The sequence below is a fragment of the Acidovorax sp. SUPP3434 genome, from assembly GCF_030159015.1.
Classification (GTDB): domain Bacteria; phylum Pseudomonadota; class Gammaproteobacteria; order Burkholderiales; family Burkholderiaceae_C; genus Paracidovorax.
Map to the genome: position 1 here is coordinate 266438 of NZ_BQXL01000004.1, position 22871 is coordinate 289308.

Sequence of the window (22871 nt, forward strand, 5' to 3'; positions counted from 1 at the left end):
ACGGGGCCTGAGCGCCTGCCACCGTGGCCAAGCACACCAAGACCGAAGCGGAGCTGACGCGGGCGCGCATCGTCAGCGCGGCGTTGCAGGCCTTCGCCCGGCATGGGGTGCAAGGCGCCGGGCTGGGCGAGGTGGCGCGGCAGGCGGGGGTGTCCCGCGGCGCGATCTACTGGCACTTCGCGGACAAGACCGCGCTGCTGCAGGAGCTGCTCGGCCGGCTGCGGTGGCCGCTGGACATCGGTGCCCGCCTCGATGCCTACCAGAGCGCGGCGCAGCCCCTGTCGCTCCTGCACCGCTGCCTGGCCCACCAGATCGGCGAGTGCCGTGAAGACCCGGTGCAATGGCCGCTGGTGCAATGGGTGCTGCGCGAAGCCGGTGAGGCAGAGGGGTGGGAGGGCCTGCGACCGCGCGCGGCGGTGGCCCAGGCGGCGGCCGTTCGCCACCTGGAGTCCGCGCTGGCCGTGGCGGCGCGCCGGGGCCACTTGCGCGAGGGCCTGGAGCCGGCCCTGGCGGCGCGCTGCCTGCATGCGGTCGGGCGCAGCGTGCTGGCCGAGCCGGTGGAGGAGACCGATCCGGCCGGGTACCGGCGGCATGTGGACGCCTGCCTTGGGTTTCTGATGGACGGCATGGCGCCGGGCAGGCCGCGCGCTGCCCTCGCCCCCAGCCCCTGACGCGGGCTCAGGCAAACGCATCGATGCGCGCCACGTGCGCCTCGATCACCTGCGCCATCCAGTCCATCACCACACGCACGCGGCGGGGCAGGTGGCGGCGGTGGGCGTAGAGCAGGGTCAAGGCCATCGGCGGGGCCGGGTGGCCGGGCAGCACCTGCACCAGCGTGCCGCGCTCCAGGTGCGCATGCACCCCGATCAGCGGCGCCTGCACGATGCCCAGCCCCGCCAGGCAGGCGGCCTGGTATGCCTCGGCCCCGTTGACGGTGATGGGGCCGGCCATCGGCTGGCGCACGGTTTCGCCCTCATGCAGGTACTCGAACCCGCCGGACTTGGCGCCCAGCGTGGTGACGTAGTGGATCAGGTGGTGGTGCGCCAGGTCCTGCACGGATTGCGGCTGCCCGGCCCGCGCCAAGTAGCCCGGGCTGGCGCAATTGACCATGCGCAACTGCCCGAGCGGCCGCGCCACCAGGCCCGGCTCCGACACGGTGCCCACGCGCACCACGCAATCGAAGCCCTCGCGCACCAGGTCCACGCGGCGGTCTGTGCTGCTGATCTCGATCTCCAGGCGCGGGTGGCGCTGCAGCAGTTCGGGCAATTGCGGCATAACCACGCGGCGCGCGATGCCGGTGGACATGTCGATGCGCACCCGCCCCCGCAGCGCTTCGCCCCCGGGCTGCTGGAACATGGACTGCAGCTCGTCCACATCGGCCAGCAGGTCCTTGCAGCGCTCGTAGTAGGCCTGGCCGTCCTGCGTGAGTTGCACCCGCCGCGTGGTCCGGTGCAGCAACCGGGTGCCGAGCTGGCTTTCGAGCTGCTGAACCGCCACCGACGCGGCGGCTTTCGGGATGCCGAGCGCATCGGCGGCCTGGGTGAAGCTGGACAGCTCCGCCACGCGGACGAACACCAGCATGCGGTCGAGGGGGTTCATTGTCTTTCTGGGGTGAACAAACTGATCAATTTTTGCCGATTTATGGGAGGGTGCCTGCTCAATAGACTGCCAAGCATTCCGTTGCCATCCCACTGAAAGGCCTGCCATGACCGTTGCTCTTCCCTCCCCATCCTCCACCGCGTCCTCGCCGGAAGCCGGCGCGCCCATCGCCTTGGTCACCGGCGGCAGCCGGGGCCTGGGCCGCAATGCCGCGCTGCACATCGCCCGGCAGGGCATCGACGTGATCCTGACCTACCGCAGCCAGGCGGCCGAAGCCGAGGCCGCCGTGGCCGAGATCGAACGCCTGGGCCGGCGCGCCGTGGCCCTGCCGCTCGACGTCTCGCAGAGCGCCGGCTTCGCCGCGTTCGCCGCCCAGGTGCGCGAGGTGCTGTCGGGCCGCTGGCAACGCGAGCGCTTCGACTTCCTGGTGAACAACGCGGGCATCGGCATCCATGCCGGCTTCATGGAGACGACCGAGGCGCAGTTCGACCAGCTCGTCGACATCCATTTCAAGGGCGTGTTCTTCCTCACGCAAAAGCTGTTGCCGCTCATGAACGACGGGGGGCGCATCGTCAATGTGTCCACCGGCCTGGCCCGCTTCGCGCTGCCGGGGTTCGCCGCCTATGCGGCCATGAAGGGCGCCGTGGAGGTGCTGACCCGCTATCTGGCCAAGGAGCTGGGCCCGCGCGGCATCGCCGTGAACGTGGTCGCCCCGGGTGCCATCGAGACGGACTTCGGCGGCGGAGCGGTGCGCGACAACGCGCAGATGAACGCCTTCATCGCGTCCCAGACCGCGCTGGGCCGGGTCGGCCAGCCGGACGACATCGGCGGCGTGATCGCCTCGCTGCTGCTGCCCGGCAGCCGCTGGGTCAACGCGCAGCGCATCGAGGCGTCCGGCGGCATGTTCCTGTAAGCCTCAGTTCAAGCCGCGCCGCGGTGCAGCACCCGCCGGTACTGCACGGCCTCGGCCACGTGCGCCGGGGCGATGGCCGCGCTGCCCGCCAGGTCCGCGATCGTGCGGGCCACCTTCAGCGCGCGGTGCGTGCTGCGGGCCGACCAGGCCAGCCGGGTCGCGGCGGCCTGCAGAAAGCGCGCGGCCGCATCGTCCAGCGCCAGGTGGGTGTCGATCTGCTGGCCCTGCAGGGCCTGGTTGGGCAGGCCCTGGCGGTCGATGGCCCGTTGCCGGGCCTGCACCACGCGCTCGCGCACCGCCGCCGTGGCCTCGCCGGGCGGGGCCTGCAGCAGCTCGCCCGGGGGCAGCGCGGGCACTTCCACATGCAGATCGATGCGGTCCAGCAGCGGGCCGCTGAGCTTGCCCTGGTAGCGTGCCACCTGGTCGGGCGTGCAGCGGCAGGTGCGCTGGCCGGAGCCGAGAAAGCCGCAAGGGCAGGGGTTCATCGCGGCCACCAGCTGGAAGCGGGCAGGGTATTCGGCCCGCTGTGCCGCACGGGCGATGGTGATGCGGCCGGTCTCCAGCGGCTCGCGCAGGGCTTCCAGCGCACTGCGGGCGTACTCCGGAAATTCATCGAGAAAAAGGACGCCATGGTGGGCGAGCGAGATCTCGCCGGGCCGTGGGGGTGAGCCGCCACCGACCAGTGCAATCGCGCTGCAGGTGTGGTGCGGAGCGCTCGTATTTCTGTTGCCCCATCTTTCCGGGCCGAAGCGTCCTGCCAGACTGGCGATGGCCGCGCTCTCCAGCGCCTCGTCCACCGTCATCGGAGGCAGCAGCCCGGCAAAGCGGTGCGCCAGCATCGATTTGCCCGACCCCGGGGGGCCGACCAGCAGCAGACCGTGGCCGCCCGCAGCGGCGATCTCCAGCGCCCGCTTGGCGGCGGCCTGGCCCTTCACGTCGGCCAGATCCGCCTGCGGCGCAGCCGATTGCAGCGGTGACGCCTGCAGCCGCACGAACCCCTCGCCGGCCGGCTCGGCGGGCGCATGGGCGGAGACGGGCAGAAAGTGCTGCACCACGTCGAGCAGGTGGCGCGCCCGGTACACCTCGGTGCCGGGCACCAGGGCGGCTTCCTCCGCGCTACCGGGCGGCAGCACCATGCGCACGGCCACGCCGGCCGAACGCAGGGCCAGGCTGGTGGCGAGCGCGCCGCGCACGGGGCGCAGCTCGCCGGACAGCGACAGCTCCCCCGCGAACTCGTGGCCTGCCAGGCGCGCGCTGTCGATCTGCCCGCTGGCCGCCAGAATGCCCAGCGCAATCGGCAGATCGAACCGGCCGGAGTCCTTGGGCAGATCGGCCGGAGCGAGATTGACCGTGATTTTCTGGTTGTGCGGAAACTCCAGCCCGGCATTCTGCAGTGCCGAGCGCACGCGTTCCCGCGCCTCCTTCACTTCCACATCCGCCAGACCGACCAGCGTGAAGCTGGGCAATCCGTTGGCCAGATGCACTTCGACCGTCACGCACGGGGCCTGCAGTCCCAGCAATGCCCGGCTCTGCACCAAAGCAAGACCCATGGTTGATTTTCTCCCTCGTTGGAAAGCCGGCTGTTCGCCAGCGCCTGAATTTCGAAGGGCGAGGATATCGGCAATCGCGGCCCTCCCGGCACGGCAGCGGTTGAGAACCAGTGCAGAGGGCGCCCAGGCTGGCCGCGCCGGGGCGCGGGATCGCGCCATCGGTCGGCCGCCGCGCGCCGCCGTTGCGGTCCTGTTTTGAATGCCTTTGTTTGCCGGGGTTAATCAGGACCGGCAAAGCCGGAGATTAATTACATGAAAAGGTCGGACCCGAAAAGATAAACAGCGGTTTAATAATGTACAACTCCGTACTTTATTCGCTGCGAATATTATTTTCACTCGATGCGTTAAATAAAATTTCCTTATGTTGTGTGGAAAACCAGCGTGGCGTGGAGGCCATTGATCGAATCACACGCAAGCAAATGAAACATAAAAACCCCATATTAAAAATGGCAGTGGTTTTTGATCTAGCCTAATACCGTGCTGCACTGCAACATCGAATCAACAACACGGAGTTTTCCATGGACCTGACCACGCGACTCATGCTTCAAAACCGTGCCTGGGCTGACGAAATGACGTCACGCGACCCGGCATTCTTCGAAAACCTGGTGGCCGGCCAGCAGCCGCGCGTCTTCTGGATCGGGTGCGCCGACAGCCGCGTGCCCGCCGAAAGCATCACCAATGCCTTGCCGGGCGAGTTGTTTGTGCACCGCAGCGTGGCGAACCTGGTCCGTCCGGACGATCCCAACATCATGAGCGCGCTGCAATACGCCCTCGACGTGCTCCAGGTGCGGTACGTGATCGTCTGCGGCCATGAAGGGTGCGGCGGCGTCCGGGCCGCCCTGATGCCGGCCGAAAGCGCGGTGCCGGCGCGCGGCGACTACCTGGCCGAGCACCTTCGCCCGCTGCGGGCCCTGTACCGCCGCCGTGCGGGCGAGATCGACGGCCAGACCGTTCCCGACCCGGACGATGCCGATGAAGTCGCCGCCCGGGTGGGCCGCTTCGTGGAGCTGAACGTGGCCGATCAGGTGCACACGCTGGCGGCCACGCCCCAGGTGCAGCGCGCCTGGCAGCGGGGACAGTCCCTGCAGCTGCTGGGCTGGGTCTACGCCTTGCGGGACGGGCGCCTGCGCCAGGTGCTGGACCTCGATGCCAGCAGCATCCAGCTGGCCGCGGCGGCCTGACCCGAAGGAGTGCGCACCATGCAAACCACCCTTCGCAACCCGGACGGCGCGTCGGCCGCCGGTCTTTTGGCCCACTGGCGCAGCGACGTGCCAGCGGGCGTCGTCGTCTTCCTCGTGGCCTTGCCCTTGTGCCTGGGCATCGCATTGGCCAGCGGCGTGCCGCTGATGGCGGGGCTTGTCTCCGGCATCGTGGGCGGGCTGGTCGTGGCCTGGCTGTCGGGCTCCCAGCTCAGCGTGAGCGGGCCGGCGGCCGGCCTGGTCGTGATCGTCGTCGATGCGATCGCCAAGCTGGGGAGCTTCGAGGCGTTCCTCGTGGCCGTGATGGTGGCGGGCGCGCTGCAGTGGCTGTTCGGCCGCCTGCAGGCCGGCGATCTCGGCGCCTGCTTTCCCTCGCCCGTCATCAAGGGGATGCTGGCCGCCATCGGGCTGATCCTCATCCTCAAGCAGCTTCCGGTGGCGTTCGGCTTCGTGTCGGGCGAGCAGGCCATGCGCCTGGTGCCCCGCACGATCGACGGCTTCGACGACCTGGGCCGACTGGTCGGCGCCGTCACCGGCAGTGCGGTGATCATCGCCGCCGGTGCGCTGGCCATCCTGTTTGCCTGGGATTCCCCCTGGGCCAAGCGCCTGCCGCTGATCGGCCGGCTGCCCGGACCGCTGCTGGCGGTGCTCTGGGGCATCGGGTACCAGGCCGTGGCCATGGCCACCGAGCCGTCCGTCGCGCTGCCCGACCACCAGCGCGTGGCCCTGCCCGAAGGCGACGGCCTGGCCGCGCTATGGTCTCAGCTCGCCTCGCCCGACTGGTCGGCGCTGGCGCGGCCGGAGGTCTACACCATCGCCTTCACCCTCGCCGTCGTGGCCAGCCTGGAAACCCTGCTGAGCCTGGAGGCGGCAGACCGGCTCGATCCCCTCAAGCGCGTGGCGCCGCCCAACCGGGAGCTGCAGGCGCAAGGGGTAGGCAACATGCTGGCCGGCCTGCTGGGGGGGCTGCCGATCACGGCGGTGATCGTGCGCACCTCGGCCAACATCCAGTCCGGTGCGCGCACCCGGCTGTCGGCGGTGTTCCATGGCGTGCTGCTACTGGCGAGCGTGCTGTTCCTGTCGGAGTTCCTGCAGTGGGTGCCGCTGGCCGCGCTGGCCGCCGTGCTGCTTCACACCGGCTTCAAGCTGGCCAAGCCGGCCATGATCGCGGCGGTCTGGCGCGAGGGCTGGTCGGCGTTCGTGCCGTTCGCGGTGACGGTGGGCGCGATCCTGGCGACCGACCTGCTCATCGGCATCCTCATCGGACTGGCCTGCAGCATGCTCTTCCTGATCCAGGCGAACACGCGCGGCGCGCTGACGATGATCTCCGAGGGCAACGTCCATCTGATCCGGCTCAGCAAGGATGTCTCGTTCTTCAGCAAGGCCACGCTGCGCAACCACCTGAACCGGGTGGAGCCGGGGCATTCGCTGGTCATCGACGGCTGCAACTGCGGCTTCATGGACCGCGACATCCGCGAAGCGCTGGATGATTTCATGGCCCATGCGCAGGAGCGCGGCATCCAGGTCGAACTGCGCTCCATGCCGCAGGCGGCGCCCCCCGCCCCGCCGGACGAGCCTCCGGCGCAGTGGCTCAAGGCCCGTTCGGCACGCTGAGGGCGGGAGCGCTTCCCCCCCAAAACGGCGCGATCGGCCCCGGAGGGGCGGCGGGATGCACCAACGCAGTGTGTCCCGCCGCCCTGTCCCCATGGCGGTGCATGGCGGTGCGATCGCGGCGAATCGTGGCCTGGATGGCACTGCAATGGTGCAAAAAGTAACGCGGGCGCATAGCATGTAACCACTTTCGGCATACCTGCCAGACCGGCGCCCAGGCCCGGACGGCACCGTGCGAGGGAGATGGCACGGTCCATGCTTGGAGCGTGGACATCCCTAATCAGCCACCCCCGGAGGAACCATGTCCCGTGTATCCATGAAGTCCTTGAGCGTCGCCCTCGTTGCCGCCCTGCCTCTGCTGGCCAGCGCACAACTGACGGGCAACGTCAGCCTGACCACCAACTACAAGTTCCGTGGTCAGGACCAGGACGCCAGCCGGGTCAAGGCCGTCAAGCCCGCCATCCAGGGCGGCTTCGACTACAGCTTCGGCGACAGCGGCTGGTATCTGGGCAACTGGAACTCCAGCGTGGACTGGCTGCCGGGCAATTCCATCGAGATGGATTTCTACGGCGGCTACAAATTCAAGGCCGGCGACGTGGACCTGGACCTGGGCGCGCTGACCTATGCGTACCCCGGCAATTCCGTCGGCAACACCACCGAACTCTACGGCGCGGCCACCTACGGCCCGCTGACGGCGAAGTACTCGCACACCATCTCCAAGGACTACTTCGGCTGGGCCTCCGCCAAGACGACCAGCAACAAGGGCCGCAACACCGGTTACCTGAACCTGGCCTACGCGCAGGAAGTGGCCCCCAAGACGACGCTGAAGGCGTCGGTCGGCTTCACGCGCTTCGCCAGCGACATCAAGGACCTGGGCGTGCCCAACTACATGGACTACAGCGTGGGCGGTGCCTATGACTTCGGTTCGGGCCTGTCCCTGTCGGCCGCCGTGGTGGGCGCCAACAAGAAGGCCTTCTTCGGCCCGGTCAACAAGTCGCGCCTGATCGTTGCGCTCACGAAAACCCTGTAAGACAACGGGCGCCGAGGGGTGCCTCCAATGGAGAAAAGCAACATGAAAATGGTGACTGCCATCATCAAACCCTTCAAGCTCGACGAGGTGCGCGAAGCCCTGTCGGACATCGGGGTCCAAGGGATTACGGTGACCGAGGTCAAGGGCTTCGGCCGCCAGAAGGGCCACACGGAGCTGTACCGCGGCGCCGAATACGTGGTGGACTTCCTCCCCAAGGTGAAGATCGAGGCGGCCGTGTCCGACGAGCTGGTGGACCGCGTCATCGAAGCCATCGAGGGGGCCGCGCGCACCGGCAAGATCGGCGACGGCAAGGTCTTCGTGTGCCACCTGGAGCAGGTCGTCCGCATCCGCACCGGCGAGACCGGCAAGGAAGCCCTGTAAGGCCCGGTCCCCCGCGCCTGTCACCAGACACCCAAGAGAAACTGCCATGAAAAAACTGCTTGCTTCCTTCCTGCTGGGGTTGAGCCTGATGGCCTCCGGCACCGCCGTGCTGGCCCAGACGCCCGCGGCATCCGAACCCGCATCGGCCACGGCGCCCGCCGCCGCCCCTGCGGCCGCAGCCCCTGCGCCAGTGGCGGCCGCACCCGCACCGGCGGAAGCCGCCGCGGCCGCAGCACCTGCCGCCGCCCCCACGCCCAAGCTCGATTCGGGCGACACGGCCTGGATGCTGACCTCCACGCTGCTCGTGATCCTCATGACCATCCCGGGCCTGGCCCTGTTCTACGGCGGCCTGGCCCGCTCCAAGAACATGCTGTCGGTGCTGGTGCAGGTGTTCGTGATCTTCTCGCTGATGAGCGTGCTGTGGGCCGTGTACGGCTACACCCTCACGTTCGGCGGCGAAGGCACGTTCTTCGGCGGCTTCGACAAGATCTTCCTCAAGGGCATCGCGCCGGACACGCTCTCGGGCGCGCTGCCGACCATCCCCGAGTACGTGTTCGTGGCCTTCCAGGGCACCTTCGCGGCCATCACCGTGGCGCTGATCGTGGGCTCGTTCGCCGAACGCATCAAGTTCTCCGCCGTGCTGATCTTCAGCGTGCTGTGGTTCACCTTCAGCTACATCCCCATGGCGCACATGGTGTGGGGCGGCGGCCTTTTGGCGAAGGACGGCGCGCTCGACTTCGCCGGCGGCACCGTGGTGCACATCAACGCCGGGATCGCCGGCCTGGTGGGCGCCTACATGGTGGGCAAGCGCATCGGCTTCGGCAAGGAAGCGCTCACGCCCCACAGCCTGACGCTGACGATGGTTGGTGCCTCGCTGCTGTGGGTGGGCTGGTTCGGCTTCAACGCCGGCTCCGCCGGTGCCGCCAACGGCGCTGCGGGCCTGGCCTTCATCAACACCGTCCTGGCCACGGCCGCCGCCACGCTGAGCTGGCTGGCCGGCGAGTCGCTGCACAAGGGCAAGGCCTCCATGCTGGGCGCCGCATCGGGCGCCGTGGCGGGCCTGGTGGCCGTCACGCCGGCCGCCGGTTTCGTCGGTCCCATGGGCTCCATCGTGCTCGGCCTGATCGCCGGCGTGGTCTGCCTCTGGGGCGTGGGTGGCCTCAAGAAGATGCTGGGCGCCGACGATGCGTTCGACGTGTTCGGCGTGCACGGCGTGGGCGGCATCATCGGTGCGATCCTGACCGGCGTGTTCGCATCGCAAGGCCTGGGCGGCACGGGTGGCCTGACCCCCGACACGTTCGCCATGGGCGCACAGGTCTGGATTCAGCTCAAGAGCGTGCTGGTGACCATCGTGTGGTCCGGCGTCGTGGCCTTCATCGCCTACAAGATCGCCGACCTGCTGGTGGGCCTGCGCGTGCCGGAAGAAGCCGAGCGCGAAGGCCTGGACATCACTTCGCACGGCGAAACCGCCTACAACCGCTGACTGGCTGAGATCCCTGCCGCGGTGACTGGTGGCATCGCGGCGGTGCGACAACAAGCGAGATATTCCTCCTGGACATTGGGCCCGCCGCAAGGTGGGCCTTTTTTTTGGCCCGCGGCCACCGGCCGCGAATAATGGAAGCCGCAGACCGGCGCGCCAGCGGTGGCGTGCCCGGCCCCTTCCACCGCCTTCCCAGGAGTTCCCCCCATGCCCATGGACTGGCGTCCCGCCACTTCCCAGCCCGACCAGTTGGGCGAATCGCCTTTCTGGCACCCCGTCGAATCGCGCCTTTACTGGGTGGACATCGCCGGCCGCGCGCTGTGCCGGCTGCACCCGGCCTCGGGCCGGGCCGAGCGCTGGGCCATGCCGTCCGAGCCCGGCTGCATCGCGCCCGCGCGCACCGCAGGCCAGCCCAGCGGCCTGGTGATCGCCCTGCGCGACACCCTCTACCGCGCCAAGGACTGGGGCGGCCCCCTGGTGCCGGTGGCCCGGCTGCCGATCGATCCGGCCACGGAGCGGGCCAACGACGGCAAGTGCGACGCGCTGGGCCGCTTCTGGGTGGGCACCATGCACGAGCCCGCCGCGGGCCCCCGCCAGCCGGTGGCCGCGCTGTACTGCGTGGATGGGCGCGGCGACGGGGTGCCCCGCGTGCGCCGGATGCTGGACGGGGTGGCCACGGCCAACGGCCTGGCCTGGTCGCCGGACGGCGGCACGCTGTACTGGGTCGATACCCCCTCGCACACCATCCGGGCCTGGGCGTGCGATGCCTCGGGCGAGCCCGTGGGCGCGCCGCGCGTGCTGCATGCCTTCGCGCCCAAGCCCGATGGCTGGAAGCCCGGCCAGCCGGGCTACGGCGGCCGGCCCGACGGCGCGGCGGTGGATGCCGAAGGCCACTACTGGTGCGCCATGTACGAGGGCGGCCGCGTGCTGCGGCTGTCGCCCGGCGGCGAGATCGTGGCCGACCTCCCGGTGCCGGCGCAGTGCCCCACCATGCCCTGCCTGGGCGGCGACGGGCCGGAGGGCGCCACGCTGTTCGTCACCTCGGCCCGCCAGGGGCGCCCGGCCGATGAACTGGCGCGCGAGCCGCATTCGGGCCACCTGCTGGTCGCCGGCGAGCGCCTGCCGGTGGCCGGGCGGCCGGTGAACTGGTACGAAGAGGGGCAGCTGCCCGCCGGCCTCGCCTGAGTGCCAGGGCCCGGCGCCGGGACGGTGGATTCACGCCCGGCGTTCAAAAAATTCACGGCCGGCCGAGCTCCGTCGGCACCCGTTGGCGAAGGGGGGCCGGTACGATCCACGCCATGGACTCCGCCCTCCGCCAGATCATCGACCGCGTGCGCGACAGCGTCCAGCGCCAGGCCCCCGTGTGCATCTGCGGCGGTGGCACCAAGGACTTCCACGGCGGCGCCGTGCTGCAGGGCGAGCGCCTGGACACCACGGCCCTGTCGGGCATCGTGAACCACGAGCCGAGCGAGCTGGTCGCCACCGTGCGCGCCGGCACGCCGCTGGCCGAACTGGAGGCCGCGCTGGCGGCCCACGGCCAGTGCCTGCCCTTCGAGCCGCCGCATTTCGGCCCGGGCGCGACCGTGGGCGGCATGGTGGCCGCCGGGCTGTCGGGGCCCGCGCGCGCCAGCGTGGGCGCGGTGCGCGACTACGTGCTGGGGCTGGAGCTGGTCAACGGCCGGGCCGAGCTGCTGCGCTTCGGCGGCCAGGTGATGAAGAACGTGGCGGGCTACGACGTCTCGCGCCTCATGGTGGGCGCCTGGGGCACGCTGGGCGTGCTCACCGAGGTCAGCCTGAAGGTGCTGCCCGTGCCGCCGGCCGAGGCCACCCTGCGCTTCGATGCCAACCCCGCAGACGCGCTGCGCCGGCTGCAGGCCTGGGGCGGGCAGCCGCTGCCCCTGAACGCCAGCCGCTGGGAAGGCGGTCCCGGGGGCACGGGCACGCTGTGGGTACGGCTGCGCGGGGCCGTGGCCGCCGTGGAGGCCGCCTGCCGCAGCATGGGGGGCGAGCGCCTGGACACCGCTGCCGCGGCGCCCGCCTGGCAGGCCTGCCGCGAGCAGACCCTGCCGTGGTTCGCTGCCCGGGCCGAGCGACCGGACCTGGCCCTTTGGCGCCTGTCGGTGCCCGCCGCCGCCCCGATGCTGGCGCTGCCCGCCGGTGTGGCGGCGCCGCTGATCGAATGGCACGGCGCCCTGCGCTGGGTGCAGGCCCCGCCGGAAGCGGGCGCGGCGCTGCACGAGGCGGCGCAGACCGTGGGTGGGAATGCTTCTCTTTTTATAGCAAACAAAGCAATCGGTACTAGGGCGTCTGGTCATTTCGATCCGGTATTGCCCGGCACGCTGGCACAGATCCATGCCCGGCTGCAGCAGGCGTTCGATCCGGCGGGCATCTTCAACCTCGGCCGGATGGGCCCGGGGCGGTAGCGCCATGCGGCTGCTGCGGCACCTCACCGGCCGGCACCGGACCCCGTCCACCAACCGGCTGCTCGGCCTGCTGCTGGCCTTCAACGCCGGGGCGGTGAACGCGGGCGGCTTTCTGGTGGTGCACCGGTACACCTCGCACATGACGGGGTTCCTGTCGATGGTGGCCGACAACCTGGTGCTGGGCAACATGGCGCTGGTGCTCGGCGCGGTGGGCACGCTGTGGGCCTTCATGTCGGGCGCGGGCACCACGGCCATCCTGGTCAACTGGGCGCGCCACCACCGGCTGCGCAGCGGCTTCGCGCTGCCGCTGCTGCTGGAGGCCGTGCTGCTGCTGGTCTTCGGGCTGCTGGGCGCCATCACGCTGGAATGGCGCACGCCGTTTTCCGTGCCGCTCACCGTGCTGCTGCTGGCCTTTTTGATGGGGCTGCAGAACGCGGTGGTCACCAAGATGTCTTCGGCGCAGATCCGCACCACGCACATGACCGGCGTGGCGACCGACCTGGGCATTGAGATCGGCAAGATGCTGTACTGGAACCGCAACGGCACGCCGCCCGAGGCGCAGGTGCACGCCAACCAGGCGCGGCTGCGGCTGTTCGCCAGCCTGCTGGCCATGTTCACCGTGGGCGGCATCGTGGGCGCGGCCGGGTTCAAGCACGTGGGTTTCATCTGGGTCGTGCCGCTGGCCGCCATCCTGCTGGGCCTGTCGCTGCCGCCGCTGGCGGCCGATTTCGAACACCTGGCCCGGCTCTGGCGCGCCCGCCGCGCGCTGGCCCAGCGCGCGCCGCACGCCGAGCCCCCCGGCCCCTGACCACCCCACCGCCGAGACACGCCATGCAAACCACGCTCGCCCCCGAATTCCAGGGCACGCCCGAAGGGCAGGAGGCCGAAGCCATCCTGCGCAAGTGCGTGCACTGCGGCTTTTGCACCGCCACCTGCCCCACCTACCAGCTGCTGGGCGACGAGCTGGACGGCCCGCGCGGACGCATCTACCTCATCAAGCAGGTGCTGGAGGGCGAGCAGCCCACGCGCAAGACGCAGCTGCACCTGGACCGCTGCCTGACCTGCCGCAACTGCGAGACCACCTGCCCGAGCGGCGTGCAGTACGGCCATCTGGTGGACATCGGCCGCAAGATCGTGGACGAGAAGGTGCCGCGCCCGCTGGGCGAGCGCGCCCTGCGCTGGGCGCTCAAGGAGGGCCTGCCGTCGCCCTGGTTCGGCCCGGCCATGAAGGCGGGGCAGGCCGTGCGCGGGCTGCTGCCCGAGGGCCTGCGCGCCAAGGTGCCGGCGCCGCGCGACGCCGGGGCGTGGCCCGGGCGCGAGCACGCGCGCAAGGTGCTCCTGCTGGCCGGCTGCGTGCAGCCCGCCATGGCGCCCAACATCAACGCCGCCACGGCGCGCGTGCTCGATGCGGCGGGCATCCAGACCGTCGTCGCGCCGCAGGCCGGCTGCTGCGGCGCGGTGCGGTTCCACCTGAACGACCAAGCGGGCGGCAAGGCGCAGATGCGCGCCAACATCGAGGCGTGGTGGCCGTTCGTGGAGCAGGGCGGTGTCGAGGCCATCGTCATGAATGCCTCGGGCTGCGGCGTCACCGTCAAGGACTACGGCCACCTGCTGCGGGACGACCCGGCCTATGCCGAGCGCGCCGCCCGCATCAGCGCGCTGACGCAGGACCTGTCCGAGTGGCTGCCCGAGCTGCTGGCCGGGCTGGCCGGCACGCTGCGCGGCCGCGTGGTGCCGCCGGACACGCTGTTCGCCTACCACGCGCCGTGCACCCTGCAGCACGGCCAGAAGCTGCGTGGCGGCGTCGAGACGCACCTGAGCGCCCTGGGCTTTCGGGTGCGGGTGGCGCGCACCGAGGCGCACCTGTGCTGCGGCTCGGCCGGCACCTACTCGGTGCTGCAGCCGGAGCTGGCCTATCCGCTGCGCGACCGCAAGCTCGCGGCGCTGGGCGAGGCGTTCGGCGAGCCGCCGCCCGGGGCCATCCTGTCGGCCAACATCGGCTGCATCACCCACCTGCAAAGCGGCACGCCGCTGCCGGTGCGCCACTGGGTGGAAGTGCTCGACGAGGCGCTGTCGCCCGCCGCGCGCTGACCCCGCCGGCCCCGAGGCTGGCATGATGGTGGGTTTTGACCGCCGCGCTGACGCGCACCAACCGCGTTTTCCTCTGCCATGACCGACTCCGTGACCGCACAAGAACAACAGAACCACGTCCCCGCGCCGGCCTCCACCTCGGCGGCCGCGACCGACGCTTCCAGCGCACCGGTGGTGACCGACGCCGCTGCCGCCACGGCATCGCCCGCGGCCGATGGCCCGCAGGCAGGCGAAGGGCCGCAGGAGGCCGCGCCGCGCGCCGACCGCCCCGCCTCGCGCCGTGGCGGCCGCAACCGCCGCAAGCCCGGCGGTGCCCCGGTCGCCGAAGGCGCCGCGCCCACAGCGCAGGCCGCGCCCCGCAACGGCAAGGGCGCCGCCCCGCAAGGCTCGCAAGGCCCGCGCCGCACGCATCCCGCGCTGGAGCAACTGGCCGCGCTGTACCCGCATCTGTTCGGCGCGCAGTTCCTGCCGCTCAAGCGCGGCATCTTCCAGGACCTGCAGGCCGCCCACCCCGACCTGTTCGAGCGCGATGCGCTCAAGCTCGCCCTGGGCATCCACACCCGGTCCACGCGCTACCTGCAGGTGGTGGCCGAAGGCCGCCAGCGCCACGATCTGCAGGGCCATGCCGTGGAGGCCATGGCCCCCGAGCATGTGCACCATGCGCTGCTGGAAGTGTTCCGCCGCCGCAAGCCCCGCGACGGCGAGGACATGACGGCCAAGCTGCGCCGCCGCATCGCGCAGGCCTACGAGGCCTCGGGCCTCACCCGCGAGGCGTACGACGCGCTGGTGCGGGGCCGCGACGAGGCCGCCAATGCCCTGCTCGACGAAGCCTTCGCCGAAGTGGCCGAACGCGATGCCAAGGCCGAGGCGCTGCTGCGTGCCTTCGAGGCCAGCGGCAGCACGGTGGCGCAGTTCGCCGACATGTACGGCATGGACCCGCGCACGGCCGAACGCTCGCTGCACCGCGCGCGCCAGCTGCGCGCCGCGCCGTTGGCGGCTCCGGCCGCACCGGCTGCCGACGCGCCGTCCGAACCCCCGGCCGAGCCCGCCGCCTGAGCCCGCGCGGCCGGGCCGGCGCAGCCTCCTGACACGACGCTGTCAGGAGGCCCCCCGCACCATGGCGTCCTTCGCAACAACCACCGAAAGGACCTCTCCGCCATGACTTCCACCGCCGCAGCCACTTCCTCCGTTTCCGCCATCAGCTGGTTCGAGATCCCCTGCGCCGACCTCGGCCGCGCCCAGGCCTTCTACGAACAGGTGCTGGGCCGGCCCATGCAACGCCAGACGATGGGCGGCGATCCGCTGGCCGTCTTCGCCTACGACCGGCCGGCCACCGGCGGCTGCCTCATCCAAGGCCCGAGCCGCCGCGTGGCGCCCGATGCCGGCACGCGCATCTACCTCGACTGCGCCCCGGGCCTGGACGCCGCCGTCGAGCGCATCGCCCCGGCGGGCGGGCGCGTGATCGATGCCTGCATCGAGCTGCCGAACGGCATCGGCTTCATCGCGCACCTGTGCGACACCGAGGGCAACACCGTCGGCCTGCACGCCATGGCGCGCTGAAGGGGCGGGCCGCATGTCTCCCACCCTGGAAACCTTCGGCGCCTTCACCGTTGCCGGCATCGCCACGCGCACCTGCAACCGCCAGGAGCGCGACCCTGCCCAGGCCCGCATCGGCCCGCTGTGGCAGCGGTTCGCCGCCGAAGGCGTTGCCCAGCGGGTGCAGCAGCCCGGCCTGGCGCCGCCCCGCGTGGTGGGCGTGTACAGCCGGTATGCGTCCGACCACGAGGGCGAATTCGACGTGCTCGCGGGCGTGGCCCTGGACGGCGGCAGTGCCGCGCCCGGCCTCGAGCGCGTGCAGGTGCCGGCCGGCCTCTACCTCGTGTTTCGCCGGCAGGGCGCGCTGCCGCAGGCCGTGATCGACACCTGGGGTGCGGTGTGGGCGCACTTCGGGCAGCACCCCGTGCCGCGCCGCCGCTTCGACGTCGATTTCGAGGCCTACGAAGGCCCCGACCAGGTGGCCGTCTGCATCGGCGTGCAGGGCTGACGCGCCCTGCGCGGGGCAGGGCACAATCCTCGCCCACGCCCCGATCCCGCCCCCCACTGCCTCACCCATGCGCCGCGCCGACCGCCTGTTCCAGATCGTCCAGCTCATCCGGGGCCGTCGCCTGTCCACGGCCGACTTCCTGGCGAAGCGGCTGGAGGTCTCGGCGCGCACGATCTACCGCGACGTGGCCGACCTGCAGCACCAGGGCGTGCCCATCGAAGGCGAGGCCGGCGTGGGCTACCGCCTGGGCGCGGGCTTCGACCTGCCGCCGCTCATGTTCAGCCAGGGCGAGGCCAACGCCCTGGTCGCCGCCGCCCGGCTGGCGCAGTCCTGGCTGGACACCGGCCTGGCCGGCGAGGTGGAAAGCGCCCTGGGCAAGATCCTCTCGGTGCTGCCGCCCGCGGCACGCGCGGCCGCCGAGGCGCAGGCGCTCTATGCCCCGGCCGTGGCGGTGGACCCGCGCACCCAGGCCCTGCTGCGCCCGCTGCGCGAGGCCGTGCAGTCGCGCCATGTGGTGCGCCTGCACTATGCCGACGAACAGGGGCGCCCCAGCGAGCGCCGGGTGCGGCCGCTGGGGTGCTTTTACTGGGGCAAGGTCTGGACGCTGTCCACCTGGTGCGAACTGCGCGATGACTTTCGCGGCTTTCGCGTGGACCGGATCGTCTCGCTCGACGTGCTGGACGAGCGCTTCACCGTGGAGCCTGGCCGCTCGCTGGCCGACATGCTGCGCCACGTGTGGGGCCGCCCCGGGGTCGGGCCCGGCGGCGGCTGAGGATGGGCCGCCAGCAGGCGCCTGCCTGCGGCCCCTGGCAAGGGCCGGTGCCTGTCAGCGCGGCAGTTCCAGCTCGGGCGGGGTGCACAGGCGCCCGTTCCAGCAGGCCCCCAGGACCAGGGTCCGGGCGCCCGACGCGCTTTGCATCAGGCCGCGCAACAGGCCGTTGCGGTCCACCGTGAATTGCTCGGCGCGGTAGGCCTCGCTCGTGGTGCCGCTGGGGGCCGTGCAGGTGCGCGTGCCTTCCGAGTCCAGGCCCTCGCCCGACAGGCGGTAGGTGCCGCGGTACTCGCAGGCCGTCAGCAGATCCGCGGTGCGCGTGTCCATGCGAAAGAGGTTGTCTTTCATGACCATGTCGATGCTGATGGTGGCCCCGACAGGCGACCAGAACGGATACACCTGGGCGGAAAAAGCCTTGTTGAAACGCACCAGATGGTCTTCGTAGCGGAAGCGCGAAATGCGGCGTGGCGTGTCGAAGGGCAGCGTGATGGTCGCGGTCGTGGGGCTGTCGAACACGATGGTTGCCGCACCCATGGTCGAGGCCACCTCCGCGGGGCGGATGGCGCCACCGATCACCGGGCCGTTGCGGAATTCGGTCAAGGGCACCGTGAACTGGGCATTGGTGTCGCGGTTCGCGGTGCTGCCCTGCATGAACAGCGAAGAGCCGTCGGTGCGGTAGCCCAGGTAGGACAGGACCAGCGCGCGGCTGCCGTTCTGGGTGTCGATCTGCAGGCTGCGGCCCGGTCGGCCGTTCACCTCGCTGTCGAAGGCCCAGATGCCGGGCTGCACCACGATGTCGGATGGCGACGAGCCGGACGCGCAGGTGCCCGGGCTGCCGAGCATGACTGCGCCCGCATGGCAGGCACCCATGAAGAAGGATTCGATCCCGTCCTTGCGCAGCGTGCCGGTGGCCATGCCGTAGGGGTCCACGGCAAACTGCTCGATCCGGTACGGACTGCGCTGCTGGGTGCCGGAGGGGTCCACGCAACTGGCGGTGCCGTCGGATTCGATGCCCTGTCCGCGCTTTTGGTAGGTGCCCGAGTAGGAGCACAGGCGGCCGTCGGACGTGCTCAGCTGGCTCATCAGGAAATTGCCGTCGCGCAGTTCGACGCGGTAGGAGGCGATGGGCGTCGTGGACAGGCGGGTGGAATAGGTCTGCAAGGTGTATTGCGTGCCGCCGTTCGGGAGGCCATACGTGAAGCGCGAGATGCGGCGCGTCACGTCGCCCGGCAGCGTGACGGTGCCGGAGGTGGGCGAGTCGAAGGCCAGCTGGATCTCGCCCGGGCTGCCCGCTACTTCGCCGTTGCCCGCACCGCCGCCGATCACGGGCGGCCCGTTGCGGAACTCCTGCAGCGGGCCCCGGAAGGCCGAGCTGTCGCCGCCGCGCAGGCCGCTGGCCTGCAGGAACACGGACGACCCGTCGGCGCGGTAGCCCAGGTAGGACACGATGAGGGCGCGGCCCTGTTCGGTATCGATCTGCAGGCTGCGTCCGGGCTGGCCGTTCAGTTCGCCGTCGAAGGCCCACAGGCCCGGCTCCGGCTCGGCATTGGGCGGGGTGGTGGTCTGCGCCCAGGCCGAAGAGGCCAGGATCAGGCCCCCGACGCAGAGCGCGAGTGTCTTGGTCATTGCGAAACGGGACATGCGGGAAGTTCCTCCTTGGATTGGAATCAGGGTGCCGTGGCCTGCAACAGGCCCGACGCGAAATGCCTGCCAGCCCCGTCGAGGCGGGCGGCAGTTCTGCGAAAAAAAGCGGGATCCGGCTGGCTGACGCCATTCGCGACCCTGCCAGGGGAAAGGCGGTCCGGCGCCCCATCACCCGGTTTTGGATTTGCTCCTGTTTTTGTAGCGATATGCCCTAGAAAATCATGCGCTGCAGGCCTTTTTCTCCAAAAAACTCCGTATCACCCACCTTCAGCGTGATCTTCACCGCCGCAGGACAAGGCATGCGAAAAGTTCCTTCCGGCATATGGAATGAGGGGCGAAGACCCGTAATAGATACAAATTCAACGGGCCTGCCAATCCCCCCTATGGTGGGGTGTGGGCTTTGACAAGCCCGCCCGGCGGGGCGAACGGCGCTGTGGCGCGGGGTTGCGCCCCTTGATCGATTCGACACTTTCCTACGTATTGAAACCTCTTTGACCGATGGTTTCGCCCGATCGCCGCTCGGGCGGTTACTTTCGGCGCGTGCATGCCGCCATGCACCGGTGCGAAAAAACCCCAAGCCTCCCGACGCGGCCCCTGCTGCGCGCGGCCGGCGGCCACAACGCAAAACAGCGCCGTTTCCCATCCAGACGAGGAGACAACAACGCATGCAGAACGACGATCCGAAAGACCGTGCCGCCTTCGACTCGGCCATCCAGGCCCTGAAGGCGGAGATCGCCAACGCCGGGGCCCACCTCTCGCTGGATGCCTCGGCCCGGCTGGCCTATACCCGGCAGATCCAGGCCATGGCCAACGACCTGCAGTTCGAGGCGATGAGCGGCCGCATCACCTGGGCCCAGGCGGCCGAGCAGGCCCAGGTGGCGCGCAACACCATCATGGAGATCATCCGCGGGCGCAGCACGCCCATCGGGCGCGCCATGGCGCAGAGCCTGAAGGCCGAGGGCCGGACGCTCAACGAGCTCATCGCCCGCAAGGCCCAGCAGATCCACGGGCCCACCGTGCAGTTCGACCGGCTCACGGCGGCGCAGCAGAACGCGGTGTACGGCGAGATCGTCCAGTCCGCCGGCCGCTCCAACCCCAAGGTCACGCAGACCATGCGCGGCCTGTCGCGCGCGGGCCGGGGGCTGATCGTGCTGTCCATCGCCCTGTCGGTTTACAACGTGGCGACGGCCGACGACAAGACCGCCGCAGCGGGCAAGGAACTCGCCGTGGCCGGGGCGGGGATCGGCGGCGGCATCGCCGGGGGCGCGCTGGCGGGCCTGGCCTGTGGGCCCGGCGCGCCGGTGTGCGTGACCATCGGGGCGTTCGTGGGCGGCGCGCTGGCGGCCTTCGGCGTGGATTTCCTGTGGTGAGCGGCGGGCCGGCGATGCGCATCCTCACCCCCGCCGACATTTCCCTGGCACCCCTGCCCGCCGAGGGCGGCGAGGCCCCGATGCAAAGCCGGGTCGTGCAGGGCGGCCTGCCCCTGCAGGCCCGCGTGGACGGGCTGGTGCTGGAGGCGGCCTTCGAGTGCCGGGGCTTTCACCTGCTGTTCACCACCGACGATGTGCCGCAGGAAGACCTGCTGCACATCACGCTGTTCGATGGCCAGTGGCAGCCGCTGGACGCGGCCACCATCGGCGGGGCCTACACCACCGGGCGTTTTTCGCTGATCGGGCTGGAGGGCGAGCACACCGTGCGGTTCCGCTTCATCGGCGACACCGACTGGAGCGTGGAGATTTTGCCCAGCCCGGGCTTTCGCATGCCGCTGGTCTCGGAGCCCCGGGGCGTCGCGCGGGCGCTGGGGTTCTCCAGGCACTTCGTGGTGCGCGGCGATCCGCAGCCGCAGCGCTGAAAGCGGTCAAGGGGGGCATTGCCCTGCGCGCATCCGTTCGCCGAATCCCTGCAGGCTAAGATTTCCTGCGGAGGAGAACCATGTTGCTCAAAAACCTGTCCGCCAGTGCCGCGGACTTCGTCAATACCGTCTGGCCTGCCATTCAGCATTACCCGCTGGTGGGCGGCGGCAAGATCCGGCCGGTTGAGGCCAATGCGGCGCGCGACTTCAAGGACGAACTCGATCTTTTGGCGGGCATTGATGCCTGGCAAGTGATGAACCAGCCCGGAGCGATACGGGGTCTGGCAAGCCGTGTGCAGTGGACCGAGGAAAACCACCGCAGCTTCACCATCCGTTATGCCCGCCCGTCGGGTGCGGAGACCGAATACCAGAAGCGGCTGATGGCGCTCAATGCTCGGCAGGAGGGCTATGTGTTCCCGCACCTCACGGTGCAGGCTTTCTTGTCCGGCCAGGGGGGTCGCCTTCGCTCGGCGGCCGTCGTCAAGACGGAAGATCTGATCCGCGCCGCGCAGTTCATCGTCACCAATGCCAAAGCCCCGCGCCCCGCTTTCTACGGCATGGTTCCGCAACCGGACGGCGGGCAGTTCCTGTACCTGAAGTGGGACTACCTGGCCTACAAGAAGGTGCCGATGGAGATCATCGATCTCGAAAAGCCCGCGGCCGCTGTGTAGGCCAGGCTCAGCGCTTGAGGGCGGCCTCGATGTCGCCCGCCATGGACTGCGGCGTGTCCCGCGGGCCGTAGCGGCGCAGCACCTGCCCGTCCCGGCCGATGAGGAACTTGGTGAAGTTCCACTTGATCGCCTGGGTGCCCAGCAGTCCCGGGGCCTCGGCCTTGAGCCAGCGGTACAGCGGGTCGGCGTCGGCGCCGTTCACGTCGATCTTGGCCATCATCGGAAAGCTCACTCCGTAGTTGAGCTGGCAGAAGCTGGCGATCTCGTCGTTGCTGCCCGGGTCCTGGCGGCCGAACTGGTTGCAGGGAAACCCCAGCACGGCCAGCCCCTGGGGGCCGTATTGCTGGTGCAGGGCCTCCAGCCCGGCGAACTGCGGCGTGAAGCCGCAGGCGCTCGCCGTGTTGACGATGAGCAGCAGCTGCCCCGCGTACTGCCGCAGGGGCACGGTCTGGCCGTTCATCTGCCGGGCCTCGAAGTCGTAGACGCTGGTCATGGCGCGCATCCCTTGCAGGAAAGGTGGATGGATCGGATCGATCGGGCGCCGCCACGCCGGCAGGGCGTTCACCGGGTCTTGGCGGCGGCAGCGGCATTCTCGCCGGAGAAGTACGGAATCATCATGCGGTTGCCGTCGGCGCCGGTGTCGCGGATGTATTCGAGCGAGAACTGCTCGCCCAGGCGCCGCAGCTCGCGGCGCAGCTCGAAGTCGGGCGTCTCCACCTTGATGCCGTTGCGCGCCAGCTCGGCGATGGAGGCGGTGGACGCGGCGCTGCTCGCGTTCCATCCGCGCACCTGGGCCTGGGCGGCGGCCTCCTCGACGATCTTGCGCGTGCCTTCGGGCAGGGCCAGCCACTGGGCCTTGTTGACCAGCACGAGGTTCTTGGGATACCAGGCATGCACGTTGTAGAAGTATTTGATGGGCAGATCCCACACCTTGTTCTCCACGCCCGTGACGGGCGAGGTGAAGAGCGTGTCGATCTGCCGGTCCAGCACGGCTTGGTTGATGCCCTTGGTGGGCACGTCCACCGGCGTGGCGCCCATCAGCTGGGCGATGCGCACGGTGCTGGGGCTGTAGCTGCGCATCTTGGCGCCGCGCAGGTCGCTCACGTGGCGGATGGACCGCGTGGTGAACAGACCCTGGGCCGGCCAGGGCACGGCGTACAGCGGCACCAGGCCCTGCCGGTCCAGCGCCTCCTGCAGCACGGGGCGCTGCGCCTTCCACAGCCGCAGTGCGTCGTCGTAGCTGTCCACGATGAAGGGAATGGCGTCGGCCCCGGCCAGCTTGGTGTCGGCCGCCAGCGAGCTGAGCAGCACCTCGCCCGCCGCGATCTTGCCGGTGCGCACCTGGCCGGCGATCTCGGACAGCCGGGCCACGCTGTTGTCGGGGCGCACGTCGATCACCAGCGCGCCTTTCGTGCGGTCGTTCACCTCCTGGGCGAACTGCTGCAGGTTGACGGTGTGGAACACGTCGGGCAGGTAGCCCGTGGCGAGGGTCCACTTCGCCTGCGCCGACGCGGCGCCGGGCAGCGCCAAGGAACCGAGCGCCATGAAGAGCGCGCACCATGAACGACGTTTCATACCGAATCTCCGAAAGCGCGCAGCGCCGGCCTGCGG

At 70.2% G+C, this 22871-nt stretch carries 23 protein-coding genes; 18 read left to right on the forward strand and 5 right to left on the reverse strand.

Translation table 11 applies throughout. The features are described 5' to 3' along the window. Window positions 1-23: 23 nt before the first annotated feature. Complete coding sequence (locus tag AVKW3434_RS10145) at window positions 24-671, forward strand: TetR family transcriptional regulator (RefSeq protein WP_284405741.1); 648 nt, start codon at window positions 24-26, stop codon at window positions 669-671. Between the two features lie 7 nt (window positions 672-678). Here AVKW3434_RS10145 and AVKW3434_RS10150 read toward each other — a convergent pair whose 3' ends face one another. Next, window positions 679-1599 carry a LysR family transcriptional regulator gene (locus AVKW3434_RS10150; protein WP_284405742.1) on the reverse strand — a complete coding sequence of 307 codons (921 nt, stop codon included), beginning with the start codon at window positions 1597-1599 and terminating at the stop codon, window positions 679-681. 106 nt (window positions 1600-1705) lie between these two features. Here AVKW3434_RS10150 and AVKW3434_RS10155 point away from each other — a divergent pair, with 106 nt between their 5' ends. Beyond that, window positions 1706-2512 carry an SDR family NAD(P)-dependent oxidoreductase gene (locus AVKW3434_RS10155; RefSeq protein ID WP_284405743.1) on the forward strand — a complete coding sequence of 269 codons (807 nt, stop codon included), beginning with the start codon at window positions 1706-1708 and terminating at the stop codon, window positions 2510-2512. An 8-nt stretch (window positions 2513-2520) separates the two neighbouring features. Here AVKW3434_RS10155 and AVKW3434_RS10160 read toward each other — a convergent pair whose 3' ends face one another. Further along, window positions 2521-4062, reverse strand: coding sequence for a YifB family Mg chelatase-like AAA ATPase (locus AVKW3434_RS10160; RefSeq protein ID WP_284405744.1), 1542 nt, complete (start codon window positions 4060-4062; stop codon window positions 2521-2523). Window positions 4063-4580: 518 nt separating this feature from the next. On the opposite strand from AVKW3434_RS10160, the gene AVKW3434_RS10165 reads away from it, so the two are divergent. From AVKW3434_RS10165 to AVKW3434_RS10225, 13 genes are all read left to right on the forward strand, one after another. Then, on the forward strand, window positions 4581-5243 hold the full coding sequence (locus AVKW3434_RS10165; RefSeq protein ID WP_284405745.1) for a carbonic anhydrase: 663 nt from the start codon (window positions 4581-4583) through the stop codon (window positions 5241-5243). An 18-nt stretch (window positions 5244-5261) separates the two neighbouring features. After that, window positions 5262-6875, forward strand: a complete 1614-nt coding sequence (locus AVKW3434_RS10170; RefSeq protein ID WP_284405746.1) for a SulP family inorganic anion transporter — start codon at window positions 5262-5264, stop codon at window positions 6873-6875. A gap of 298 nt (window positions 6876-7173) precedes the next feature. Further along, entirely contained in the window at window positions 7174-7902 is a 729-nt protein-coding gene (locus AVKW3434_RS10175) for a TorF family putative porin (protein ID WP_272565959.1), read from the forward strand. Window positions 7903-7944: 42 nt separating this feature from the next. Next, on the forward strand, window positions 7945-8283 hold the full coding sequence (glnK, locus tag AVKW3434_RS10180; RefSeq protein ID WP_092744562.1) for a P-II family nitrogen regulator: 339 nt from the start codon (window positions 7945-7947) through the stop codon (window positions 8281-8283). Between the two features lie 46 nt (window positions 8284-8329). After that, window positions 8330-9766, forward strand: coding sequence for an ammonium transporter (gene amt / locus AVKW3434_RS10185; protein ID WP_284405747.1), 1437 nt, complete (start codon window positions 8330-8332; stop codon window positions 9764-9766). A 210-nt stretch (window positions 9767-9976) separates the two neighbouring features. Continuing rightward, window positions 9977-10948, forward strand: a complete 972-nt coding sequence (locus AVKW3434_RS10190) for an SMP-30/gluconolactonase/LRE family protein (protein WP_284405782.1) — start codon at window positions 9977-9979, stop codon at window positions 10946-10948. A gap of 113 nt (window positions 10949-11061) precedes the next feature. Next, window positions 11062-12186, forward strand: a complete 1125-nt coding sequence (gene glcE, locus AVKW3434_RS10195; RefSeq protein WP_284405748.1) for a glycolate oxidase subunit GlcE — start codon at window positions 11062-11064, stop codon at window positions 12184-12186. 4 nt (window positions 12187-12190) lie between these two features. After that, a complete protein-coding gene (locus AVKW3434_RS10200) occupies window positions 12191-12994 on the forward strand; it encodes a YoaK family protein (RefSeq protein ID WP_284394659.1) in 804 nt (267 codons plus the stop codon). Between the two features lie 23 nt (window positions 12995-13017). Beyond that, window positions 13018-14277: a glycolate oxidase subunit GlcF gene (gene glcF, locus AVKW3434_RS10205; protein ID WP_284405749.1), complete on the forward strand. Its 1260-nt coding sequence runs from the start codon at window positions 13018-13020 to the stop codon at window positions 14275-14277. Between the two features lie 78 nt (window positions 14278-14355). Further along, window positions 14356-15333: a ProQ/FINO family protein gene (locus AVKW3434_RS10210; protein WP_284405750.1), complete on the forward strand. Its 978-nt coding sequence runs from the start codon at window positions 14356-14358 to the stop codon at window positions 15331-15333. Between the two features lie 102 nt (window positions 15334-15435). After that, window positions 15436-15837 carry a VOC family protein gene (locus AVKW3434_RS10215; protein WP_284405751.1) on the forward strand — a complete coding sequence of 134 codons (402 nt, stop codon included), beginning with the start codon at window positions 15436-15438 and terminating at the stop codon, window positions 15835-15837. A 13-nt stretch (window positions 15838-15850) separates the two neighbouring features. Next, on the forward strand, window positions 15851-16321 hold the full coding sequence (locus AVKW3434_RS10220) for a GyrI-like domain-containing protein (RefSeq protein ID WP_284405752.1): 471 nt from the start codon (window positions 15851-15853) through the stop codon (window positions 16319-16321). A 67-nt stretch (window positions 16322-16388) separates the two neighbouring features. After that, entirely contained in the window at window positions 16389-17093 is a 705-nt protein-coding gene (locus AVKW3434_RS10225; protein WP_272565951.1) for a helix-turn-helix transcriptional regulator, read from the forward strand. 54 nt (window positions 17094-17147) lie between these two features. On the opposite strand, the gene AVKW3434_RS10230 is transcribed toward AVKW3434_RS10225, so the two are convergent. Continuing rightward, window positions 17148-18734 carry a hypothetical protein gene (locus AVKW3434_RS10230; protein ID WP_284405753.1) on the reverse strand — a complete coding sequence of 529 codons (1587 nt, stop codon included), beginning with the start codon at window positions 18732-18734 and terminating at the stop codon, window positions 17148-17150. 668 nt (window positions 18735-19402) lie between these two features. Here AVKW3434_RS10230 and AVKW3434_RS10235 point away from each other — a divergent pair. The 3 genes from AVKW3434_RS10235 to AVKW3434_RS10245 all read left to right on the forward strand — a co-directional run bounded on the left by AVKW3434_RS10235 (window position 19403) and on the right by AVKW3434_RS10245 (window position 21260). Beyond that, complete coding sequence (locus AVKW3434_RS10235) at window positions 19403-20107, forward strand: hypothetical protein (RefSeq protein ID WP_272565948.1); 705 nt, start codon at window positions 19403-19405, stop codon at window positions 20105-20107. Between the two features lie 14 nt (window positions 20108-20121). Then, window positions 20122-20589 (forward strand): hypothetical protein, encoded by a 468-nt coding sequence (locus AVKW3434_RS10240; RefSeq protein WP_284405754.1) that lies wholly within the window; start codon window positions 20122-20124, stop codon window positions 20587-20589. Between the two features lie 80 nt (window positions 20590-20669). Beyond that, the gene (locus AVKW3434_RS10245) at window positions 20670-21260 is read left to right on the forward strand and encodes a hypothetical protein (RefSeq protein WP_284405755.1); all 591 of its coding nucleotides are present in this window, start codon (window positions 20670-20672) and stop codon (window positions 21258-21260) included. A 7-nt stretch (window positions 21261-21267) separates the two neighbouring features. Here the strand turns inward: AVKW3434_RS10245 and AVKW3434_RS10250 are convergent, their stop codons facing one another. Together AVKW3434_RS10250 and AVKW3434_RS10255 are read right to left on the reverse strand one after the other, a co-directional pair. Further along, window positions 21268-21753: a glutathione peroxidase gene (locus tag AVKW3434_RS10250; protein ID WP_272565943.1), complete on the reverse strand. Its 486-nt coding sequence runs from the start codon at window positions 21751-21753 to the stop codon at window positions 21268-21270. Window positions 21754-21821: 68 nt separating this feature from the next. After that, window positions 21822-22835 carry a TRAP transporter substrate-binding protein gene (locus tag AVKW3434_RS10255; RefSeq protein WP_284405756.1) on the reverse strand — a complete coding sequence of 338 codons (1014 nt, stop codon included), beginning with the start codon at window positions 22833-22835 and terminating at the stop codon, window positions 21822-21824. Window positions 22836-22871 lie beyond the last annotated feature (36 nt).

What these genes read in the sequence shown, in the direction of transcription:
- AVKW3434_RS10150 (WP_284405742.1), bottom strand. Translation starts at nt 1,599, where the DNA reads ATGAACCCCCTCGACCGCATGCTGGTGTTCGTCCGCGTGGCGGAGCTG.
- AVKW3434_RS10155 (WP_284405743.1), top strand. Translation starts at nt 1,706, where the DNA reads ATGACCGTTGCTCTTCCCTCCCCATCCTCCACCGCGTCCTCGCCGGAA.
- AVKW3434_RS10160 (WP_284405744.1), bottom strand. Translation starts at nt 4,062, where the DNA reads ATGGGTCTTGCTTTGGTGCAGAGCCGGGCATTGCTGGGACTGCAGGCC.
- AVKW3434_RS10165 (WP_284405745.1), top strand. Translation starts at nt 4,581, where the DNA reads ATGGACCTGACCACGCGACTCATGCTTCAAAACCGTGCCTGGGCTGAC.
- AVKW3434_RS10170 (WP_284405746.1), top strand. Translation starts at nt 5,262, where the DNA reads ATGCAAACCACCCTTCGCAACCCGGACGGCGCGTCGGCCGCCGGTCTT.
- AVKW3434_RS10175 (WP_272565959.1), top strand. Translation starts at nt 7,174, where the DNA reads ATGTCCCGTGTATCCATGAAGTCCTTGAGCGTCGCCCTCGTTGCCGCC.
- glnK (WP_092744562.1), top strand. Translation starts at nt 7,945, where the DNA reads ATGAAAATGGTGACTGCCATCATCAAACCCTTCAAGCTCGACGAGGTG.
- amt (WP_284405747.1), top strand. Translation starts at nt 8,330, where the DNA reads ATGAAAAAACTGCTTGCTTCCTTCCTGCTGGGGTTGAGCCTGATGGCC.
- AVKW3434_RS10190 (WP_284405782.1), top strand. Translation starts at nt 9,977, where the DNA reads ATGGACTGGCGTCCCGCCACTTCCCAGCCCGACCAGTTGGGCGAATCG.
- glcE (WP_284405748.1), top strand. Translation starts at nt 11,062, where the DNA reads ATGGACTCCGCCCTCCGCCAGATCATCGACCGCGTGCGCGACAGCGTC.
- AVKW3434_RS10200 (WP_284394659.1), top strand. Translation starts at nt 12,191, where the DNA reads ATGCGGCTGCTGCGGCACCTCACCGGCCGGCACCGGACCCCGTCCACC.
- glcF (WP_284405749.1), top strand. Translation starts at nt 13,018, where the DNA reads ATGCAAACCACGCTCGCCCCCGAATTCCAGGGCACGCCCGAAGGGCAG.
- AVKW3434_RS10210 (WP_284405750.1), top strand. Translation starts at nt 14,356, where the DNA reads ATGACCGACTCCGTGACCGCACAAGAACAACAGAACCACGTCCCCGCG.
- AVKW3434_RS10215 (WP_284405751.1), top strand. Translation starts at nt 15,436, where the DNA reads ATGACTTCCACCGCCGCAGCCACTTCCTCCGTTTCCGCCATCAGCTGG.
- AVKW3434_RS10220 (WP_284405752.1), top strand. Translation starts at nt 15,851, where the DNA reads ATGTCTCCCACCCTGGAAACCTTCGGCGCCTTCACCGTTGCCGGCATC.
- AVKW3434_RS10225 (WP_272565951.1), top strand. Translation starts at nt 16,389, where the DNA reads ATGCGCCGCGCCGACCGCCTGTTCCAGATCGTCCAGCTCATCCGGGGC.
- AVKW3434_RS10230 (WP_284405753.1), bottom strand. Translation starts at nt 18,734, where the DNA reads ATGTCCCGTTTCGCAATGACCAAGACACTCGCGCTCTGCGTCGGGGGC.
- AVKW3434_RS10235 (WP_272565948.1), top strand. Translation starts at nt 19,403, where the DNA reads ATGCAGAACGACGATCCGAAAGACCGTGCCGCCTTCGACTCGGCCATC.
- AVKW3434_RS10240 (WP_284405754.1), top strand. Translation starts at nt 20,122, where the DNA reads ATGCGCATCCTCACCCCCGCCGACATTTCCCTGGCACCCCTGCCCGCC.
- AVKW3434_RS10245 (WP_284405755.1), top strand. Translation starts at nt 20,670, where the DNA reads ATGTTGCTCAAAAACCTGTCCGCCAGTGCCGCGGACTTCGTCAATACC.
- AVKW3434_RS10250 (WP_272565943.1), bottom strand. Translation starts at nt 21,753, where the DNA reads ATGACCAGCGTCTACGACTTCGAGGCCCGGCAGATGAACGGCCAGACC.
- AVKW3434_RS10255 (WP_284405756.1), bottom strand. Translation starts at nt 22,835, where the DNA reads ATGAAACGTCGTTCATGGTGCGCGCTCTTCATGGCGCTCGGTTCCTTG.